The sequence below is a fragment of the Solimonas sp. K1W22B-7 genome (assembly GCF_003428335.1).
Classification (GTDB): Bacteria; Pseudomonadota; Gammaproteobacteria; order Nevskiales; family Nevskiaceae; genus Solimonas_A.
In genome coordinates, this window is record NZ_CP031704.1 from 1,186,508 (window position 1) to 1,206,243 (window position 19,736).

General features: G+C 68.5%; 21 protein-coding genes. 9 read left to right on the forward strand and 12 right to left on the reverse strand.

The features are described 5' to 3' along the window. Window positions 1-31 precede the first annotated feature (31 nt). Window positions 32-2,053, forward strand: coding sequence for an AsmA family protein (locus D0B54_RS05535; protein WP_117289965.1), 2,022 nt, complete (start codon window positions 32-34; stop codon window positions 2,051-2,053). A gap of 156 nt (window positions 2,054-2,209) precedes the next feature. Here D0B54_RS05535 and D0B54_RS05540 read toward each other — a convergent pair whose 3' ends face one another. Next, window positions 2,210-2,965, reverse strand: a complete 756-nt coding sequence (locus D0B54_RS05540; protein WP_117289967.1) for a class II aldolase/adducin family protein — start codon at window positions 2,963-2,965, stop codon at window positions 2,210-2,212. A gap of 92 nt (window positions 2,966-3,057) precedes the next feature. Between D0B54_RS05540 and D0B54_RS05545 the strand changes: the two genes are divergently transcribed. Continuing rightward, window positions 3,058-3,789: a DUF2461 domain-containing protein gene (locus D0B54_RS05545; RefSeq protein ID WP_117289969.1), complete on the forward strand. Its 732-nt coding sequence runs from the start codon at window positions 3,058-3,060 to the stop codon at window positions 3,787-3,789. A gap of 1 nt (window position 3,790) precedes the next feature. After that, window positions 3,791-4,078 carry a DUF3144 domain-containing protein gene (locus tag D0B54_RS05550; protein WP_117289971.1) on the forward strand — a complete coding sequence of 96 codons (288 nt, stop codon included), beginning with the start codon at window positions 3,791-3,793 and terminating at the stop codon, window positions 4,076-4,078. A gap of 225 nt (window positions 4,079-4,303) precedes the next feature. Here the strand turns inward: D0B54_RS05550 and D0B54_RS05555 are convergent, their stop codons facing one another. After that, window positions 4,304-4,675, reverse strand: coding sequence for a VOC family protein (locus D0B54_RS05555; protein WP_117289973.1), 372 nt, complete (start codon window positions 4,673-4,675; stop codon window positions 4,304-4,306). A gap of 138 nt (window positions 4,676-4,813) precedes the next feature. On the opposite strand from D0B54_RS05555, the gene D0B54_RS05560 reads away from it, so the two are divergent. Continuing rightward, the gene (locus D0B54_RS05560) at window positions 4,814-5,554 is read left to right on the forward strand and encodes a DUF4197 domain-containing protein (protein WP_117289975.1); all 741 of its coding nucleotides are present in this window, start codon (window positions 4,814-4,816) and stop codon (window positions 5,552-5,554) included. A gap of 41 nt (window positions 5,555-5,595) precedes the next feature. Here the strand turns inward: D0B54_RS05560 and D0B54_RS05565 are convergent, their stop codons facing one another. The 3 genes from D0B54_RS05565 to rsmI form a co-directional block, all read right to left on the reverse strand. Then, window positions 5,596-5,829, reverse strand: coding sequence for a hypothetical protein (locus D0B54_RS05565; RefSeq protein WP_117289976.1), 234 nt, complete (start codon window positions 5,827-5,829; stop codon window positions 5,596-5,598). A 173-nt stretch (window positions 5,830-6,002) separates the two neighbouring features. Beyond that, window positions 6,003-6,842 (reverse strand): metallophosphoesterase, encoded by an 840-nt coding sequence (locus D0B54_RS05570; protein WP_117289978.1) that lies wholly within the window; start codon window positions 6,840-6,842, stop codon window positions 6,003-6,005. Window positions 6,843-6,995: 153 nt separating this feature from the next. Beyond that, on the reverse strand, window positions 6,996-7,892 hold the full coding sequence (rsmI, locus tag D0B54_RS05575) for a 16S rRNA (cytidine(1402)-2'-O)-methyltransferase (protein WP_117289980.1): 897 nt from the start codon (window positions 7,890-7,892) through the stop codon (window positions 6,996-6,998). A 72-nt stretch (window positions 7,893-7,964) separates the two neighbouring features. Here rsmI and D0B54_RS05580 point away from each other — a divergent pair, with 72 nt between their 5' ends. From D0B54_RS05580 to D0B54_RS05600, 5 genes are all read left to right on the forward strand, one after another. Then, a complete protein-coding gene (locus D0B54_RS05580; RefSeq protein ID WP_117289982.1) occupies window positions 7,965-9,602 on the forward strand; it encodes a penicillin-binding protein activator in 1,638 nt (545 codons plus the stop codon). Continuing rightward, window positions 9,599-9,940, forward strand: a complete 342-nt coding sequence (locus tag D0B54_RS05585; RefSeq protein ID WP_117289984.1) for a YraN family protein — start codon at window positions 9,599-9,601, stop codon at window positions 9,938-9,940. The genes D0B54_RS05580 and D0B54_RS05585 overlap by 4 nt, the downstream gene beginning before the upstream one ends. A gap of 81 nt (window positions 9,941-10,021) precedes the next feature. Further along, window positions 10,022-11,422: an FAD-binding oxidoreductase gene (locus tag D0B54_RS05590; protein WP_117289986.1), complete on the forward strand. Its 1,401-nt coding sequence runs from the start codon at window positions 10,022-10,024 to the stop codon at window positions 11,420-11,422. Window positions 11,423-11,458: 36 nt separating this feature from the next. Continuing rightward, window positions 11,459-11,674: a hypothetical protein gene (locus tag D0B54_RS05595; RefSeq protein ID WP_117289988.1), complete on the forward strand. Its 216-nt coding sequence runs from the start codon at window positions 11,459-11,461 to the stop codon at window positions 11,672-11,674. After that, window positions 11,671-12,849 carry a hypothetical protein gene (locus D0B54_RS05600; RefSeq protein WP_117289991.1) on the forward strand — a complete coding sequence of 393 codons (1,179 nt, stop codon included), beginning with the start codon at window positions 11,671-11,673 and terminating at the stop codon, window positions 12,847-12,849. The genes D0B54_RS05595 and D0B54_RS05600 overlap by 4 nt, the downstream gene beginning before the upstream one ends. Window positions 12,850-12,941: 92 nt before the next feature. Here the strand turns inward: D0B54_RS05600 and D0B54_RS05605 are convergent, their stop codons facing one another. From D0B54_RS05605 to D0B54_RS05635, 7 genes are all read right to left on the reverse strand, one after another. Next, the gene (locus D0B54_RS05605; RefSeq protein WP_205527284.1) at window positions 12,942-14,723 is read right to left on the reverse strand and encodes a patatin-like phospholipase family protein; all 1,782 of its coding nucleotides are present in this window, start codon (window positions 14,721-14,723) and stop codon (window positions 12,942-12,944) included. A 110-nt stretch (window positions 14,724-14,833) separates the two neighbouring features. Beyond that, entirely contained in the window at window positions 14,834-15,247 is a 414-nt protein-coding gene (locus D0B54_RS05610) for a ClpXP protease specificity-enhancing factor (protein ID WP_117289995.1), read from the reverse strand. 113 nt (window positions 15,248-15,360) lie between these two features. Continuing rightward, window positions 15,361-16,002 carry a glutathione S-transferase N-terminal domain-containing protein gene (locus D0B54_RS05615; protein ID WP_117289997.1) on the reverse strand — a complete coding sequence of 214 codons (642 nt, stop codon included), beginning with the start codon at window positions 16,000-16,002 and terminating at the stop codon, window positions 15,361-15,363. A 92-nt stretch (window positions 16,003-16,094) separates the two neighbouring features. Continuing rightward, a complete protein-coding gene (locus D0B54_RS05620; RefSeq protein WP_117289999.1) occupies window positions 16,095-16,850 on the reverse strand; it encodes a cytochrome c1 in 756 nt (251 codons plus the stop codon). Further along, window positions 16,837-18,087: a cytochrome b gene (locus D0B54_RS05625; protein WP_117290001.1), complete on the reverse strand. Its 1,251-nt coding sequence runs from the start codon at window positions 18,085-18,087 to the stop codon at window positions 16,837-16,839. Before D0B54_RS05625 ends, D0B54_RS05620 begins: the two co-directional genes overlap by 14 nt. Then, entirely contained in the window at window positions 18,087-18,680 is a 594-nt protein-coding gene (gene petA, locus D0B54_RS05630; protein ID WP_117290003.1) for a ubiquinol-cytochrome c reductase iron-sulfur subunit, read from the reverse strand. Before petA ends, D0B54_RS05625 begins: the two co-directional genes overlap by 1 nt. 148 nt (window positions 18,681-18,828) lie before the next feature. After that, complete coding sequence (locus tag D0B54_RS05635; RefSeq protein ID WP_117290005.1) at window positions 18,829-19,698, reverse strand: alpha/beta fold hydrolase; 870 nt, start codon at window positions 19,696-19,698, stop codon at window positions 18,829-18,831. Window positions 19,699-19,736 lie beyond the last annotated feature (38 nt).

Genomic DNA, 19,736 nt, shown 5'->3' on the forward strand with positions numbered 1-19,736 from the left:
CCGAGCCGGCCTGCATTAAGCTGAAACTCCAATGACGCAGAAACGCCCCCAGAGCCGCTGGATCGTGTTGTCGCTGCTGCTGCTGACCGTGGCGACACTGGTGCTGATCTGGGACTGGGACTGGTTCCGGCCCCTGGTGGAGCGCCAGGCCTCGGCGGCGCTGGGCCGTCCGGTGACGCTGCAGCGCTTCAACCTGGACCTCGGCCGCTATCCCCTGGTCTCCGCCGACGGCATCGTGGTGGCCAATCCCGAAGGATTTCCCGCCGACAGCCGCATGGCCGCCGTGGGGCGCCTGGCGATCCGCATCGATCCCCTGCGACTCTGGCAGCGCGAGATCAACCTGCAGGAAATCCGCATCGACGGCATCGAGGCCGACCTGCGGCCGGATGCCGCCGGCAAGCCCAACTGGCAGCTGGACCGCAGCAAGGACGAAGACAGCGGCCCCTCGCGCTGGACCCTGGAGATCGCCCAGCTGCAGATCGGCAATGGCCGGGTCCACGTGCTGGAGCCGCGCCTGAAGGCCGACTTCGACCTGCGCATCCGTACCGAGCCGGCAGCCGATGGCGAGCCGCGCCTTCACCTCGATGCCGAGGGCCAATACAACGACGCCCCGATCGTGGCCCACTTCATCGGCGGTTCGCTGCTGGGCCTGCGCCAGCCCGAGCGGCCCTACCCGGTGCAGTTCGACGCGGTCAACGGCAACACCCGCATCGACCTGAAGGGCAGCCTGCTGCAACCGATGCAGTTCGGCGGCGCCAAGCTGGACCTGCGGTTGCGCGGTGACAGCCTGGCGGCGCTGTATGGCCTGAGCGGCGTGCCGCTGCCGCCGACCGCGGCCTATGAGCTGAAGGGCCGGCTCGACTACGAGCAGGGCCGCGTGCGCTTCCGCGATTTCAGCGGCACGGTCGGCCACAGCGACCTGTCGGGCCAGCTGGCGGTGGACCTCAGGCGCGAGCGGCGCCTGGTGACGGCGCAGCTGCATTCGAAGAAGGTCGTGCTGGCCGACCTCGGCGGCTTCGTCGGCGCCACCCCGGGCAAGGACGAGGCTGCGTCCGAAACCCCGCAGCAGGAAGCCGAGCGCGAACAGGCCCAGGCGCATGAGCGCGTGCTGCCGGACCAGCCGATCAACCTGCCGAAACTGCGCGCCGCCGATCTGGACATCGAGTACAAGGCCGACCGCATCGAGAGCGAGCTGCCTTTCGACAGCCTGTCTGCACACCTGGTGTCGCGCGAGGGCGAGCTGCAGCTCAAGCCGCTGCGCTTCACCGTCGGCGACGGCCAGATCGCCGGCAACATCGAGCTGGACGGCCACAGCGACGTGGTGCACTTCGTCGGCGACATGGACTTCCGCCGCATCGACCTCAAGCGCCTGGTGCGCGACAACCCGGCGCTGAACGGCACGGGACTGATCGGCGGCAGCGTGCGCCTGGACAGCTACGGCAACTCCACCGCGCAGATTCTCGGCAGCGGCGACGGCGAACTGAAGCTGTACATGAACCGCGGGCAGCTCAGCGCCCTGCTGGTGAACCTGGCCGGCCTGGAGTTCGGCAAGGCGCTGCTGTCGGCCATCGGCCTGCCCTCGGAGACCAATGTGCGCTGCGCCATCGCCGACTTCGGCATGAAGGAAGGCCTGCTCGACACGCGCCTGCTGCTGGTGGATACCGGCGAAGCCAACATCCTGGGCGACGGCAGCATCAACCTGCGCGACGAAACCCTGGACTACCGCATCCACACCAAGCCCAAGCGCTTCGGCATCGCCTCGCTGCGCGCGCCGATCACCATCGGCGGCAGCTTCCGCGATCCGCGCCTGCGCCCGGACTGGGAGCGCCTGGCCGTACGCGGCGGCGCGGCGGTGGCCCTGGGCGCGCTGATCGGCCCCCTGGCAGCGTTGCTGCCGACGGTGGAACTCGGCCTGGGCGACGACAACGACTGCAAGGCCCTGGTCGACGAGATCAAGGCCGAAGCGGCGAATTTGCCGGCCGAGATGGAGAAGGAGAAGAAGGCAGAGAAAGGTGCGAAGAAGGCCGCAGCCTCGAAGTCGAAGAACCCCTAAGGTTTTTATTCCCTCTCCCGCCAGCGGGAGAGGGGGTTCTCCAATCTTTGGTTCCTACGCCGGTGCTAATGATTGGGCGCGCGGTTAACTCTTAAGCGCTCTTCGCGACGCTAAGATCCCCAACTTCGTTGGGGCCCCTCCACGCTGCTCAGAACTTCAGTCCCCATACCCCGGATTCACCCGATCCAGCTTCCGCAGCAGCCCCGGCCAGGCCAGCGCCCCGCCCAAGCCCCGCGTCACCATCTGCACCTGCTTCTGGATGCCGTCGAGGATCGGCTTGGCGATCGGGATCAGCTCGCTGCCGCCGGCCTGGGCGCGCACCTGGATCATGCAGGCGGCCTCGAAGATGTACATCTGCAGGAAGGCGTCGGCGATGGTGTTGCCCAGCGTCAGCAGGCCGTGGTTGCGCAGCATGTAGAAGATCCTGTCGCCGAGATCCGCCACCAGCCGCGGCTTCTCGTCCTCGTTCAGCGCCACACCCTCGTAGCTGTGATAGGCCAGCGAAGACAGCACGAACAGCGACTGCTGCGAGATCGGCAGCACGCCGTCCTTCTGCGCCGACACCGCCACGCCGTTGAGCGAATGCGTATGCATCACGCACTGGATGTCGTGGCGCGCCGCGTGGATCGCGCTGTGGATCGTGAAGCCGGCCGGGTTCACCGGGTGCGGCGAGTCCATCACCTTGCGGCCCTGCTGGTCGATCTTCACCAGCGAGCTGGCGGTAATCTCCTCGAACATGAAGCCGTAGGGGTTGATCAGGAAATGATCGTCGCTGCCGGCCACCCGCGCCGAGATATGGGTGAAGACCAGGTCGTCCCAGCCGTACAGGGCCACCAGCCGGTAGGCCGCCGCCAGGTCCACCCGCAGCTGCCACTCCTCCGCCGACACCTGCTCGCGCACGCTCTGTCCCATGGCCCGCTCCCGTGAATTTCGTGCCGACAACTTGCGCCCGGCGCGCGGCCTTGGCAAGGTGAAAAAATCACTCTCCCAAGGGCTCCAAGGCCATGGCCAAACAGCAGGCTTGTTTCACCCCGGACCTGTTCAAGTTCCTCAAGGCGCTCAAGCGCAACAACAGCCGCGAGTGGTTCCAGGCCAACAAGGCGAACTACGAGGAGCAGGTACGCGGGCCGGCGCTGCGGCTGATCGCCGACATGGAGGCTCCGCTGCGGTCGCTCAGCCCCCAGATCGTCGCCAACCCGAAGCCGGTCGGCGGGTCCCTCTTCCGCATCCACCGCGACACGCGCTTCGCCACGGACAAGACGCCCTACAAGACCCACGTGGGCATCACCTTCTACCACGCCGCCACCAAGGCGATGCAGCGCGGGGATGCCGGCAGCGCCGCGATGGGCCGGCTCGACGCGCCGGTGCTCTACCTGCACCTGGAGCCCGGGGAATGCTTCACCGGCGGCGGCATCTGGCACCCTCAGCCGGAGAGCCTCGCGCGCATCCGCAACTACCTGCTGAACAACCCGGCAAGCTGGAAGCAAGCGACCCGTTCAGCGGCCTTTCGCAAGCACTGGGAGATGGGTGGCGACTCGCTGTCGCGACCGCCCAAGGGCTATGACCCGACCCACGAACTGATCGAGGACCTCAAGCGCAAGGACTTCATCGGCAGCACGGCCTTGTCCGACGAAGACATCCTCTCCCCGGGCCTGCCGCAGCTGCTGATGAAGCGCTACCGCGAGGTCGTGCCGCTGTGCGACTGGCTGTGCGGGGCGCTGGATCTGGAGTTCTGAGATGACAGACCCCATCGATCCCGGCTTCTACGATCGTGCCGACTCCTTCATCCATGTCGCCAACGAGCACTGCAGCCAGATTGGCCGCGGCAAGGTCAGTGCCTCGTTCATGTACGGCATGGCCAGGTTCAGCGCCTGGGTCAGTGCCTGTGGGTTCGAATCCGCCGAGCAGATGCGGGAGGCCAAGCCGGAGACGGTTGAGTACTTCACCCAGCAGTTCCGCGCCATGCTCGAGGAGAACCTTGAGGACTACATGGGCAATTTCAACGAGTACATGAAGCGGAAATAGTCACGTAGCCCGGCCGGACATCCTGTCCGGCTCGCCCCTGCGCCCGATCTCTGTGCGGGCGCCGCTACGAGGGAACCCGGAACATCAAAAGCATTCGCTTGCGCTTATCAAGCCATTGGAAGACACAGATGGCGTGGGGCTGTCTGTAGGGTGCGCATCGCGCACCATTCATGTTGGCCGAGCCTGCTCTGCGTGCGCGATGCGCACCCTACAGAAGCGAAAAGCCTACGGCTCTATCGACTGCCCGATCCGCCACAACACCCCCGACGGATCATGCATCGTGAAATCACGCAGCCCCCAGTCCCGATCCTCCGGTGGTGCCACCGTGATGCCATAGCGCCCGGGCAGATCCTGCGCGTCGATCTGCCGCCACCAGGCATCCACGTCCACCACCAGCAGATGCATCATCAGGTTCTCAGCGAATTCCCGGGTGTAGAAATCCGACAGCAGGAAACTCGATTTGCCGGCATGCAGGTAGGCGAGGCTTTCCGAGGCCCAGGCCAGGGTGAAGCCGATGTCGCGGTAGAACTGCTTGCTGAGTTCGAAGTCCTTCGCCGGCAGGAAGGCCTTGATCTCGATGGTTTCCAGGTTGTCCATCACGCTCGCTCCGGTGGGCGCATGCCCGACTATAAAACCTCGCTGGGCCGGTGAGGAGCTTCATTTCATCGGGGCCGCCCGACTTGCGCTAGGCTTGGGTCCTGGCCCGAAGCGCGGCCTCGCCTCAAGGAAAACCGCATGCACAAGCAACTCCCCGCTTTGGCGCTGATGCTGGCGCTCACCGGCTGCGCGACCTCCGACTGGGAGCAGGGCGTCGGCCAGGTGCTCGGTGCGATCCAGCAGCCCGCCGGCCAGTCTTCCGCACTGGGCGAGGGCGAGATCATCGGCGGCCTGCGCGAGGCGCTGGCCCAGGGCACGACCAAGGCGATCAACCAGCTGGGGCGCCGCGACGGTTACTGGAACAACGCCCAGGTGCGCATCCCGCTGCCGGCATCGATGGCCCGGTTCGAGAGCGGCCTGCGCCAGATCGGGCAGGGGAAAGTGGTGGACGAGTTCCACCTGACCCTCAACCGCGCCGCCGAGCAGGCGGTGCCGCAGGTGGCGGACATCTTCGGCAACGCCGTGCGCCAGATGAGCATCCAGGACGCGCGCGCCATCCTCAGCGGCTCCCCGGATGCCGCGACGCAGTTCTTCCGCCGCACCACCAGCGAGTCGATCTACGCCAAGGTCTATCCCATCGTGCAGACCACCACGCAGCGTGTCGGCGTGACGCAGCAGTACAAGCAGCTGGCGACCTCGTACGGGCCGCTGCTGAAGATGGCCGGCGTGAAGAACCTGGATCTCGACAGCTATGTCACCGAGCAGGCGCTGACGGGCCTGTTCACGACCATCGCCGAGGAAGAGGCGCGCATCCGGCAGAACCCGGCCGCGCGCACCAGCGAACTTCTCAAGCGGGTGTTCGGCTCACAGGGGCGCTAGTCCGCGCGATCAGCGCGGCCAAGGTCCCGCCCCGGCGAGCGTCAGTCCTGCCGCAGGGTCGCCTGCGTGTCGACCTGCAGGCCGGGGTGCTTGCGCCGTACCAGTTCGACGGCTTCCTCGGCGTTCCGCGCTTCCTGCGGTACCGCAAAGCCGACCAACTCCGGGTTCAGTGCTTCGCCGGCGGCATTCTGAGACAGCTTGCGCTTCCAGAAGTCGAAGTAGTCCTTCTCCCGGCCCTTGTTGATTACCTTGATGATGTACGTCGATTTGGCCATGGCATGACTCCGTCAGCTGTGAAAAGGCGCGCTGTCCAGACCAGGCAATGGCAGGGGCGGGGCTTCGAACCGCCTAGTATCCACTAGATGGGGAATTCGTGCTGCCGGCGCGGCCTGTCGGCGGGACCCTCGCCACCGGATTGCAGCGGCCTCCCATAGTCGCGAGCACGGAATCAGGGCTGCGCCTGGAGACGCAGGATCGATATCTCCGGCGGCACCAGGAAACGCACCGGCAGGATGCTGGTGCCCAGCCCGGTGCTGACGAACAGATGGCGCCCCTCTTCGACCACCAGCCCCGCCGCGTAGCGCTGGCCGTAACGCGAGGGCACCACCGGCCGCCCGATGCCCGGAATGCGCACCTGCCCGCCGTGGGTATGCCCGGCAATGCTCAGCGTCACCCGCGCGGGGATTTCCGGGAACAGGTCCGGGTTGTGCGTGAACAGCACCACGGGCGCCGCGTCGTTTACGCCGGAAAGCGCCTGCTTCACATCATGTTTCGCTGTCCAGAAGTCGCCGATGCCGGCGAGCCAGAAGCGGCAGTCGCCGCGTGCCAGTTGCCGAGCGCTGTCCTCCAGCACCGGGATTCTGGCTGCTTCCAGGGCCCGCGTTATGCGCGGGCCATCCAGCCACCAGTCGTGGTTGCCGAGCACGGCGTAGGTACCCAGCGGCGTGGACAGCTTCGCCAGTTCCGCGGCGATCTGTTCCGGCGTGACGAAGCGGCCGCCGACAACACCCTGGATCACGTAGTCACCGGCCAGCAGCACCAGGTCGGGCCGCGCCGCGTTCACGGTCTGCACGATCTTCCGCAACTGCGCCGGGCCCTGCCAGGGCGAGCCCACATGCAGGTCGGCCAGCACCGCCACCCGCACTCCGTCGCAGCTCTGCGGCCACCGCGGCAGCGCCAGGGAATGCTCGCGGGTGCTCAGGCTTGCCGGTTCCAGCCAGAAGGCCCACAGGGCGAGCGCCAGGACCATCGATGCCAGCGCAGCGACGATCCCGCGCCGCCTTTTCATTCGTCCGCCTCTCGGCGGGGGTATGGATGGAACTTCGGTCTGCATGGGCCGCTCCTCGGAGGCATCGGCCCATTCTGGAAGCGGCCCGCGCAAGGCCGGTGCAGACCCGGTGCAAATGTTGAAGAACAGGGTGCAGGGGCAGTGCAATCGCGCTCAGCCCTCACGATTCCCCGTCCCATCTGCCGCGCCACCGAAACCCAGCGACATCTCGTACAGCTCGCGCTTCTTCCTGCCGGTGATCTCCGCCGCCAGCCGGGCGCCCTGCGAGGCGCCCAGTTCCTTCACCAGCACGCGCAGGATGCGCTCCACGTCGGCGGCCGCCGTGGCCTGCTGGCGCGGCGCGCCCTCGACCACCAGCACGAACTCGCCCTTCTCGCGGTTGGCGTCGGCGGCGATCCAGGCCGGCAGCCCGGCCGCGGGCATGGCCTCGCTCTGCTCGAACAGCTTGGTCAGCTCGCGCGCGATGCAGACGCGGCGGTCGCCCAGCACGGCAGCGAGATCGACGGCACAGTCGGCGATGCGGTGGCTGCTCTCGTAGAGCAGCAGCGTGGCAGTCTGCGGCGCCAGCTCTTCCAGCGCCGCGCGGCGCTGGCTGGACTTGGCCGGCAAAAAGCCGACGAACAGGAAGCGGTCGCTGGCGATGCCGGAGATCGACAGCGCGGCGATGGCGGCGCAGGGGCCGGGCAGGGCCACCACCGGCAGGCCCGCTTCGCGCGCGGCGCGCACCAGGCGAAAGCCGGGGTCGGACACCAGCGGCGTGCCGGCGTCGGAGATCAGCGCCAGCGATTCGCCGCCGGCGAGCCGCGCGACCAGGCCGGCGGCCACCTGTTCCTCGTTGTGGTCGTGCAGGGCCAGCAGCGGCTTGCGCAGGCCGAAGTGGTTGAGCAGGCCGGCGCTGTTGCGGGTGTCTTCCGCGCAAATGGCATCCACGCCGCGCAGCACCTCCAGGGCGCGGGGCGACAGGTCGCCGAGGTTGCCGATCGGTGTGGCGACGACGTAGAGGTGGCCGGACTGGACGGCGCTGGCAGCAGGGTTCAAGGGCGGCTCCATAAGGGGCTGTCAACAGACCCTTTCAGTACTGCATGTCATAATTCGCACCATTATCGTTCCCCCCGAGGCGACATGCCCAAGCCCATGCCCAAGCCGACCTGTGCCCTGCTGTTCCTCGCGCTGGCCACGGTGCTGCTGCCGGCCTGCGCCAGTACCGGGGCTGCCGACAGCGCTGCGCTGCCGGGTGCGCCGGGGCCCTCGCCGGGTTTGGCCGAGGCGCGTGACGCCTGGTTGCGCGGAGACTATGCGGCAGCTTCCCGGTCCTACGAACGCGCCGCGCTGGCGCAGCCGCCGGCCGTGGCGGCGGAATTCTGGCTGGCGTCGGCCGAGGCTGCGGTGGCGGCGCGCGATGCCGACCGCGCCCTGGCCCTGGCCGCGCATATCCCGCTCAATGCCCTGGCCGGCGAGAAGCTCGGCCGCCTGCAGCTGCTGCGCGCCGAGAGCCTGCTGCTGAAGAACCTGCCCTTCGAGGCGGCCAAGGCCCTGCCGGCATCCAGCGAGCAGATGCCGGGCCTGGCGGCGCGTATCGAGGCCGCGCGCGCGCGCGCGCTGTTCGGCAGCACCGAACCGGCTGCGCCGGTGGCGCAGACCGTGCCGCTGGCTGTGCCGGCCGCGGCCGAAGGCACGGCCCCGGTGGTGGTCGCCGGGCCGGTCAACGCGGGCGGTGCCGCGCTGCTGCTGCCGCTCAGCGGCTCCTTCGGTGCCAGCGCCGAAGCGGTGCGCGACGGGTACCTCGCCGCGCACTTCCGCAACGGCGCCGCCGGGCGCGTGCGGGTCTACGACGTCGGCAGCGCGGCCAGTGCCGATGCCACGCTGGCCGCCTACCAGCAGGCCCTGACGGATGGTGCCGCGGTGATCGTCGGGCCGCTGCGCAAGGAAAGCGTCGCCGCGATGGCGCAGCTGGGCTCGCCGGCGGTGCCGGTGCTGGCGCTGAACTACCTGGACGACAGCCAGCAGGCGCCGTCGCGCTTCCTGCAGTTCGGCCTGGCGCCGGAGGACGAGGCGCGCACGGCCGCCGAGCACGCCGCCGGCCAGGGCCTTCGCCGCGCCGTGGCGCTGGTGCCCACCTCCGACTGGGGCGAACGCAGCTACGCGGCCTTCCGCCAGCGCTTCCAGGCGCTGGGCGGCCAGGTGGTGGAGGTGTCGCGCTATCCCGCCGGCCAGAAGGACTTCTCCACCACCGTGCGCACGCTGCTGCGCGCGCAGAAGGACGCCGGTCCCAAGCTGGCGCCGGGCGCGGTGCCGCCGGCGCGGCGGCGCACCGACATCGACATGGTGTTCCTCGTCGCGCGGCAGATCGACGCGCGCCTGATCGGCTCCATGCTGCGCTTCTACTTCGCCGGCGACCTGCCGATGTACGCCACCTCGGCGATCTACGCCGGGCGCCCTGACAACGACACCGGCGGCATGCGCTTCTGCGACATGCCCTGGATGCTGTCCGCGCAGGCCTACCCGGCGGAGCGCGCCGAGGCGGCGCAGCTGCCCTCGCAGCGGCGCGATCCGCGGCTGTTCGCCTTCGGCTACGACGCCCAGGCGATCGCGGCGACGCTGCGTCCCGGCGCAACGCTGTCGCGCATGCCCGGCATGACCGGCCTGCTCAGCATCGGCGCCAACGGCGCGGTGCGGCGCGGCTTGCAGTGTGCCGAGATCCAGCCGGACAGCCTGCTGCTGCTGGAGACGCCGGCGGCGGTCGTCGGCCCGGCGCAGTGACCGGCGCCGAGGCCGAAGACCTCGCGCTGCGCCTGCTGCAGAAGCGCGGCCTGAAGCTGCTGCAACGCAACTACCGTTGTCGCGGCGGCGAGCTGGACCTGGTGATGCTGCACGGCGACACGCTGGCCGTGATCGAAGTGCGCAGCCGCAGCAATCCCGGCTACGGCACCGCCGCCGAATCGGTCGATGCGCGCAAGCAGCGGCGCATCGTGCTGGCGACGCAGATGTTCCTGGTGACCCACCCCGGGCACGGCAACCGCCCGGTGCGCTTCGACGTGGTCGCCTTCGATGCCGGCGGCAAGCCCGACTGGATCACCGCGGCCTTCGACGCCGTGTAAGCTGGTTCCTGCCATGCTGAGTTTATTTATAAAACTCCATAATTTTAATGTGATAGAAAATCACATTTCAGGGCTACGCCCGTGACGTCGCTGGCGCCGGCCCTGCTGCGGCGCCTGGGCGAGGTCTTCCCCGGCGAGCGCCTGCTGACCGACCCGGCCGACTGCCTGTCCTACGGCTACGACAATTCCAGGCGCACCGCGCTGCCGCAGGCGGTGGTGTTCGCGCAGACCCACGAGGAAGTGCTGGCCCTGGTCGCGGCCTGCAACGAATTCCGCACGGTGCTGGTGACGCGCGGCCGCGGCACCAACACCACCGGCGCCAGCGTGCCGATCCATGGCGGCATCGTGCTGTCGCTGGAGCGCATGAACCGCATCCTGCGCATCTCCCCGGGCGACCGGCTGATCGAATGCGAAGCCGGCACGCTCAACGGCGAGGTGCAGGCCGCGGCGGCGCAGCACGGCCTGTTCTGGGCGCCCGATCCCACCAGTGCCGGGTATTCCACCGTCGGCGGCAACCTGGCCTGCTGCGCCGGCGGGCCGCGCGCGGTGAAGTACGGCACCGCGCGCGACAATGTGCTGGGCCTGCGCGCGGTGACCGGCGCCGGTGTTTCGCTGAAGACCGGCTGCACCACCACCAAGGGCGTGGTCGGCTACGACCTGACGCGCCTGCTGGTCGGCAGCGAGGGCACGCTGGCGGTGATCACCGAGGCCACGCTCAAGCTGCTGCCGCAGCCGCAGGCGCGGCGCACGCTGCGGGCCTGCTATGCCGACGTGTCGGCCGCCGCCAGCGCGGTGGCGCGCATCATGGGCCAGCCGGAAACACCCTGTGCCCTGGAACTGATGGATGGCGAGGCGGTGCGCCTGGCCGAGGAATACCAGCGCACCGGCGTGCCGCCCGGCACCGGCGCACTGCTGCTGATCGAAGTCGACGGCAGTCCCGAATCCCTCGAGGCCGCGGTGGCGGCGGTGAGCGCCGCCGCGCGCGGGCAGGGACTGGTGGAACTGAAAGCCGCCGCATCCACTGCCGAGGCCGAGGCGCTGTGGGCCTGCCGCAAGGTGCTGTCGCCCTCGCTGCGCAAGATCGCGCCGAAGAAGGTCAACGAGGACGTGGCGGTGCCGGTGACGCGCATCCCGGAACTGATCAACGGCCTGCGCGAGCTGTCGCGGCGCCATGCCATCCGCATCGTCAACTTCGGCCACGCCGGCAACGGCAACATCCACGTCAATCTGCTGGCCGACCCGGAAGACCCGGCGCAGATGCGCGCGATCACGGCCTGCCTGCACGACGTGTTCCGCCTGGTGCTGTCGCTGGAGGGCACCCTCTCCGGCGAGCATGGCGTGGGCATCGAGAAACGCGACTACGTCGGCTGGGAGATCGCCGCCGACACGCTGGAGACCATGCGCGCGCTCAAGCGCACGCTGGACCCGCTGGGCATCCTCAATCCTGGCAAATGCTTGCCGGATGGGCCGTCGCAGGGGTAGAACGGAACTGTCCCCGTACGCAAGGGAGCGTCCGCGATGACCGAGCAGGACCTGCAAAGACTGGCGCAGAAGCTGCGGCGTCCCCCGGCCGGCCTGGCGCCGCTGGGTTTGCTCTCCGACGCCGACTTCGCGCGGCTCGAGGCCCTGGTCGGCCGCAGCTGCGAGGAGCTGGAAACCCGCAGCCGCCGCGAGCTGGAACACGCGCTGCCGTGGCCGCTGCGTGCGCTGCTGTGGCCGCGGAGCGAGCGGTGAGCCGCCTCGCCAGCCGCGCCGAGCTGCTCAAGCTGGCGCTGCTCACCGGCAGCGGCGCCGACGAACTCGCCTACCTCGAACCCCTGCCTTCCGAAACGCTGCGCCAGCTGCGCATCGCGTTGCTGGAGCGCTACTCGCGGCAGCAGGGCGCCGTGGTGCGGCGGCTGGCAGCGATCGCGCGCTGGCTGCCGACGGGGCTGATCGTGCTGCTGGCGCGCTGGTGGCTGGGGCCGGCGCTGACCGCGCGCATCGCCGGCGAGATGCCGGCGCCGCAGGCGGCCGCGATCACCCAGCGCCTGGACCCCGCCTTCATGGCCGACGTCGCCGCCTGGCTGGACCCGCGCCGCGCGCGCGAGCTGATCCGCCTGGTGGCGGTGGAGCGCATCGTCGACGTGGCGCAGGCCATGCTGTCGCGGGGCGACTACGTGACCATGGGCCGTTTCGTCGAGTACCTGTCCGACGACGCCGTGCGCGCGGTGGCCGACACCATCGCCGACGAGGGCGAGCTGATGCAGATCGTGTTCCACGTCGAGTCCAAGAACCGCCTGGACCACCTGGTGCGCGTGCTGCCGCCGGAGCGCGTGCGCAAGGCGATCCTGCTGGTGCTGGACCCGGCGCGGCGGCCGCTGTGGCCCAAGATCCTGTCGCTTGTGACGCACGTCGGCTACGTGCTCAAGCGCGAGCTGGGCGACCTCGCCGCCAGCCAGGGCGACGCGGTGCTCGACGCCATCATCCACGCCGCGCAGGAAGAAGACCTGTGGGAGGACATCCTGCCGGTGGTGACCTGCCTGTCGCCGGAAGTGCAGGCGCGGGTGGTCAACCTGGACGCGATCCGCCGGCCGCCGGTGATGCGGCGCATCCTGCGCGCGGCCGACGAAGCCGAACTGTGGTCCGAGCTGATCTCGCTGCTGCAATGGATGGAGAACGCCACGCGCGACGCCGTGGCCGACGCCGTGTCGCTGCTGCCGCCGGAGGCCCTGGGCCGCATCGCCTACGCCGCGCTGCTGCGCGAGCAGTGGGAACCGACGCTGGACGTGGTGCGGCGCCTGCCGCAGGCGCGCCGCGAGGAATGCCTGCGCATCGTCGAAGGCTACCGCCCGCATGCCGATACCGAGACCATGGCGCGCATCGACCGCAGGCTGCGGCATCACGGGTTGGTGGCGGAGGCTGTGTAGCTTTTCGCTTTTGTAGGAGCGGCTGTTAGCCGCGATCGCCGGTCAACATGACAAACGGCGCTCGCGGCTAACAGCCGCTCCTACATCCGGAGCTAAGCCCGCGGCAGCTTGTCCCGCAACGGCCCCAGCTGCTCCAGCGCATACTCGTAGCCGCGCTCCACCAGTTCCTCCAGGCGCAGCCAGTCGAACATGCCGATGTCCTGGATCGGCATGCGCAGGTAGACGTCGGCGCGCTCGATCGAGGCACGCTGGATCGCCGTATCGCTGGTCAGCGTCGCGCTGCGCATCAGGATTTCCGACAGCCGCGGGATGCGATGTTCGCCCTTCCAGTTCAGCAGCGCCGACTGGTCGGGCTCCTCGGCGCCGGCGCCGGGCGCGCGGATCTCGCCCTCGCTGCTGACGTTGCTGGCGATGATCGTGCCGCGCTCCAGGTTCTGCATGACGTCGGTGGGCAGGTTGTTGACCACGCCGCCATCGCAGAGCAGCTCGCCCTGCCAGGCCACCGGCGGCGCCACGCCGGGCACGCACATGCTGGTGCCGACCCAGCTGGCCAGCTCGCCGCGGTCGTGGACCACGGTGGCGCCGGTGGTGAGGTTGGTGGAGATGCAGTAGTAGCTGCGCCGCAGCTCCTCGATGCGGCGCTCGCCGAAGATCGCGCGCAGGCGCTTCAGGAAACGCTGCCCGCGGATCAGCGAGACACGCGGCATGGTGTAGTCGTTGAGGTAGTTGCGCGCGATGAAGGTTTCGCGCGCGATCTGCGCCATCTCCACGCTGTCGAAACCGCAGGCCAGGAGCGCCGAGACGAAGGCGCCCATGCTGGTGCCGCCGCAGACGTCCACCGGAATCTGCAGCTGCTCCAGCGCGCGCACCAGGCCGATATGCGCGAAACCGCGCGCGCCGCCACCGCCCAGCACCAGGCCGATGCCGCGCCCGGTGATCTGCCGCGCCAGCGCCGCAAGTTCGTCCTGTGCCCAGGGATGCACGAAGTAGTGCGCGCGGGCACAGCTCTCGCGGCACCAGGCCAGGGTATGCGGCGAGGGCTCGCCTTGCGCGCGCAGCAGCACCAGCTCCACCGGTGCGATCAGGCCCTGTGCATGCAACTGGTCCAGCACCGGCACGTCGCGCGGCGGCGACTGCGCCTCGGCCAGGATCAGGATGCGGTCGGCCTGGCGCAGGCAGCGCAGCGACCAGGGATCGTCGAAGTTGTCGGCGGCGTAGACCACGTAGGCGTGGCGCTCTTCGAGTTCCGACAGCCAGGCGCGCAGGCGCTCGCCGGCGGCGGCATCGTCCAGCGCGGTCTGCGCGAAACCGCTGCCGAAGTTGGCATCGACATGGCTCGCCGTCACCAGGCGCGCCTGCGGCCAGCCGGAGAACTGCTGCACCAGCGCCTCGGCCAGGCGCACCGCCGGCACGCCGGGCGAGGCGGGAATCACCGCGAAGCTGCCGCGCTGCCCGGTGGTCACCAGGCGCCGCTGGCTCTGGTACTGGCGCCCGCGCGCGATCACCAGCCGGGTCAGGTCCAGCAGCGCCTCGGGCTCGCTGCGCAGGAAGTCCAGGAAGGCCGCCGCGGGAATGCGCAGCAGCAGGCTGTCGCGCACCGCATGCACCGAGGCATTGCGCGGCTCGCCCGAGACCACGCCCATTTCTCCCACCGGCTCGCCGCGGCTGATGTAGCCCAGCAGCGTGCCGCGCGAGGTCACGCGCAGGCGGCCGCGCAGCAGCACGTAGAACCAGGCGGGGGTGTCGTTCTCGGAGTAGAGGGAGGCGCCGCTGCCCAGTTCACAGCGCTCGGCCTGGTCCGCCAGCCGCTGCAGGGCAGCCGGGGCCAGCGCGGCGAACAGCGGCATCTGTGCGAGAACGCTGACGGACTCCACGACTCTCCCCAATCCCTTGCGGGTGCTGAAAATCGGATGCAGTGGCTGCGTCGATTACAGCGCGGATAGGGCGTGAGCGCCAGCGGCGGCCGCGTTGCTTCCCGTGGGAGCTACTTCACCACGCGCAGCTGCGGCCGGCCCGGCTTGGGGCGCGTCGGCTCGGGCGGGGTTGTCGGCGGAGTGCTGTCGCCCTGCGGCTCGGCCGGCTCCACCTCGCCGAACACCACGCCCTCGCCATTCTCGCGGGCGAAGATCGCCAGCACCGCGCCGCTGGGCACCTGCACGTCGAAGGAACGGCCGGAGAAGCGTGCCGAGAACCAGATCGGTTCCTGCTCCAGGCCCAGGTTCTGTATCGCCATGGGGCTGATGTTGAGCGTGATGCGGCCGTCCTGCACGTGCTCGCGCGGCACCATCACGCCGGGGTAGTCGGCATGGACCAGCAGGTGCGGCGTGTAGCCGTTGTCCACCGACCACTGGTAGATGGCGCGGATCAGGTAGGGACGGCGGGAACGCGGCGTTGTCATGCGGGTATGTTGGCGGTCGGCGGCGGCGCTGGCAAGCGTGCCTGGGGGTACTTCATGGGGTGTCCAGAAGCCAGTTTCCTGGCGACCCGGGGGAAGGGATCGCCAGCGGAGATTCAGGCGACCGCGAGGGCCTTGCGCACCGCGGGCCGGTGCAGCAGGCGTTCGGCGTAGCGCAGCAAGGGCTGCACATCGCCGCCGAGCTTCAGGTTCAGCTGCGGCAGCTGCGAGAACAGGGCGGCCCAGGCGCAGTCGGCGAGGTTGTAGTCCAGTCCCAGGAACCAGCCGCGCGCCGGGAACATGCGCTGGCTGGCCAGCAGGGCCTCGGCCAGGGCCAGCTTGGCCGTCTTGCCGTCGGCGCCCTTGTCGGAGATCGCGCGCTGCGCCAGCGGCAACAGGTCGCGCTCCAGGCGCAGCACCGCCATGCGCAGCTTGGCGCGCGCCGCCGGGTCGGGCGGGCTCATCTTGGGGTGCGGGAAGCGCTCGTCGAGGTACTCGTTGATCACCTGCGCCGGGTGGATCACGGTGTCGCGGTCGGCCAGCGTCGGCAGTTCCAGCGTCGGGTTCAGCACCAGCAGGTCGTGGTTGGGCTTGCCGGGGTTGATCCACTCGATGCGCGCGCCGTCGACATCCTTCTCGGCCAGCACGATGCGCGTCCACAGGCAGGCCAGGCTGTCGCGGCTGCAGAACAGCGTCAGGCCGGCACGCGGGGCGGGCTTGCTGTCCATCACGTATTTGCTGCGGGCGCGGAGGGTCATCGAATCAGCCAGACGGCAGCGCCCAAACAAAAGCGCCGGACATGTATCGGAACATGACCGGCGCCGAAAGACAACGTTTGGGGTTCAGAACGTCAGTGAACGTCCTTCCACCACTCCTTCTTCAGCAGGTAGGCCAGGAAGGTGAACAGGAACAGGTACAGCATCACCTTGTAGCCCAGCGAGATACGGGCATTGCGGGCCGGTTCGGCGGCGTAGTGCATGAAGTTGACCGTGTCGGTCACGAAGGCCTTGTATTCCTCCGGCTTCAGCTTGCCCGCCTGCACCAGCTCGAACTTGGGGCCCTTGTGGCCACCATGACCGCCTTCCTCGTGACCCTCGGCGGCATGCTCTTCCACCTTGACCTGCCAGCCCTGGAGGTCGGCCAGCACGTGCGGCATCGACGCGCCCGGCAGGGTCAGGTTGTTGACGCCCAGCGGACGGCTGGGGTCGACGTAGAAGGTCATCAGGTAGTTGTAGACCCAGTCGGCGCCGCGGTAGCGGGTCTCCAGGGTCAGGTCGGGCGGAGCTTGGCCGAACCACTTGGCCGATTCCGTCGCCGGCATCGACGAGACGATGTGCTCACCCGGCTTGTCGGTCGTGAACATCAGGTTGGCCTTGAGCAGGTCATCCGGGATGTGCAGGTCCTGGCCGAGGCGGCCATAGCGCAGGTGCTTCATGGAATGACAGCCGGAGCAGTAATTCATGAAGTTGCGCGCGCCGCGCTGGGCCGACTGGATGTTGTTGCTGTCGGGCTCGAACTTGTAGGTCAGCGCATGGCCGCCCGACGCGAAGGCAGGAGCCGCCGCCGTCAGCGCGACCGCGATCAGAAGGGTCTTAATGCGCTGCATGGGTTACACGCTCCGGTTCGGGCTTGGTCTTTTCTGCCCGGGTGTACCAGGGCATCAGGAGGAAGTAGGCGAAATAGATGACCGTGCCGACACGCGAAACCCAGGTGCCCACCGTCGTCGGCGGCTGCATGCCGTAGTAGCTCAGCGCCACGAAGGAGATCGTGAACAGGAACAGCGCGGTCTTCGACAGGATGCCCTTGTAGCGGATCGACTTGACCGGCGAGCGGTCCAGCCAGGGCACGAAGAAGATGATCACGACTGCAGCGCCCATGGTCAGCACGCCCAGCAGCTTGTCCGGAACCGCACGCAGCATCGCGTAGAAGGAACCGAAGTACCAGGCCGGGGTGATGTGCTCCGGCGTGGCCAGCGGGTTGGCCGGGGTGAAGTTCGGCTTTTCCAGCAACCAGCCGCCGCCATCCGGGGCAAAGAACACGATGCCCAGGAAGATGATCAGGAACACGCCCACGCCCACCAGATCCTTCAGGGTGTAGTACGGGTGGAACGGGATGCCGTCGAGCGGGATGCCGGTCTTGGGGTCCTTGTGCTTCTTGATCTCGACGCCGTCGGGGTTGTTCGAGCCGACTTCATGCAGGGCGATCAGGTGGGCGACCACCAGGGCGACCAGCACGAACGGCACGAAGATGACGTGGATCGAGAACAGACGGCCCAGCGTGGCGTCGGACGGGAAATAGTCGCCCTGGATCCAGATCACCAGGTCGTTGCCGATCACGGGGATGGCGCCGAACAGGTTGAGGATGACGTTGGCGCCCCAGTACGACATGTTGCCCCAGGGCAGCACGTAGCCGGCGAAGGCTTCCGCCATCAGCGCCAGGAAGATCAGGGCACCGAAGACCCAGATCAGCTCGCGCGGCTTGCGGTAGGAGCCGTACATCAGGCCGCGGTACATGTGCAGGAACACGACGATGAAGAACGCCGAGGCACCGGTGGAATGCAGGTAGCGCAGGAGGTAGCCGTAGGGCACGTCGCGCATGATGTACTCGACGGAGTCCCAGGCGATCGCGGCGTCGGACTTGTAGTGCATCACCAGCCAGATGCCGGTCAGCAGCTGGTTGACCAGCACCAGCATGGCCAGCGAGCCGAAGTAGTACCAGAAGTTGAAGTTGCTCGGGGCGTAGTACTCGGTCAGATGATCGCGCCACAGCTTGGTCGCCGGGAAGCGGTCATCGATCCAGCCCATGAAGCCGGTCGTCTTGTACGGATTGGGGACGATCGCCATTACGCAGCTCCCTGGTCTTCGCCGACGAGAATGGTGTTGCCGTCCACATAGCGGTGCGGCGGCACGGCCAGGTTCAGCGGGGCGGGGACGCCCTTGTAGACGCGGCCGGCAAGGTCGAACTTGGAGCCGTGGCAGGGGCAGTAGAAGCCGCCTTCCCAGGCCGAGTCGATGTCTTTTGCAGGGTGGTCCGGACGGAAAGTCGGCGAGCAGCCCAGGTGGGTGCAGGAGCCGACCATGACGAGGATTTCCGGCTTGATCGCGCGGGCCTCGTTCTTGGCGTACTCCGGCTGCTGCTGTTCATCGGAACCCGGGTCGCGCAGGTTGCCGGAGACCTTGGCCAGGCTGGCGACCATCTCCGGGGTGCGCTTGATCACCCAGACCGGCTTGCCGCGCCAGGCGACCGTCAGCTTCTGGCCGGCCTCGAGGTGGGTGATGTCGATGCTGACCGGGGCGCCAAGGGCCTTGGCGCGGTCGCTCGGCTTGAGGGACGCCAGGAAGGGCCAGGCCGCGGCCGCTACACCTACGCCACCCACGACCGTCGTGGTCAGGGTCAGGAACCGGCGGCGGTCCGGATCCACGCCTTGATTACTCATTGAACAGTGCCCCTTGAGAGGATGAATATTGAAAGTAGGCACGAGCGACTGGGTCGAACCGGCACAGGGCCTCGGTCTGCCTATCCTGACTAGTATACCGACCGGGATTCCGGACCGTAATAGGTCCCGAGCATTTGAAGCCTCTGAATCAGGTCAAAAATTCGCCAATCCGGCGCGCCGTCTCCTCCGGTGCGTCGAAATGCAGCATGTGGCCGGCGTCGGGGATCATCTCTTCCCGGCGGTTCTGGAAGCAGGCCAGGCGCCGGGCCCGCTCCTGGCTGCCGATGGCCTTGCCGAAATGCGACAGCCCGGCGTCGAGGAACAGGGTGGGGCAGGTGACCTGCCCCCAGACCGCCTCCGACTCGGCCGAGCGGTAGTTCTGCGGGCTGTTCAGGCGATGCTTGGGGTCGGCCAGCAGCCGGATGCGGCCGCGGCCGTCCTCCTGGCCCCAGCAATGGGCGATGAACAGCGCTTTCTCGGCCGACAGCTGCGGGTGCTGCACCCGCACCCGCGAGGCCAGGTATTCGAAGGACTCGTAGGTCTTGTCCTTGCCGGGCGCCTTGACCTCGTTGACCCAGCGCAGCAGGCGCCGGGGCGAGCCCTTGGCCGGCATGTCCGGCAGGAACAGGCCGTCCAGGCAGACCAGCTGCCTGACCCGGTCCGGGCGCAGGCCGGCATAGAGGCTCAGGATTTGCGCCCCCATGCTGTGGCCGACCAGGGTCAGCGGGGTTTCCGGGGAATAGTGGTCGGCGAGCGCGTCGAAGTCGGCGACATAGTCCGGGAACCAGTAGCCGTCCTGCGGCCACTGGCTGTGGCCGAAGCCGCGCCAGTCCGGCGCCAGCACCTGCCAGCGCTCGGCCAGCAGGCGCGCCACCGGGTCGAAGGTGGCGGAGACGTCGAGCCAGCCGTGGCCCAGGAACAGCAGCGGCAGGCCGGGGGTACCCCAGCGGCGGACATGGAAGCGCAGGCCGCGGACGCGGATGAACTCGGAACGGCTGGAGTGTTCTAGGGCAGTCATACTGTGAAGTCTATATTGGCACCGCTTTTGCCAGTGAA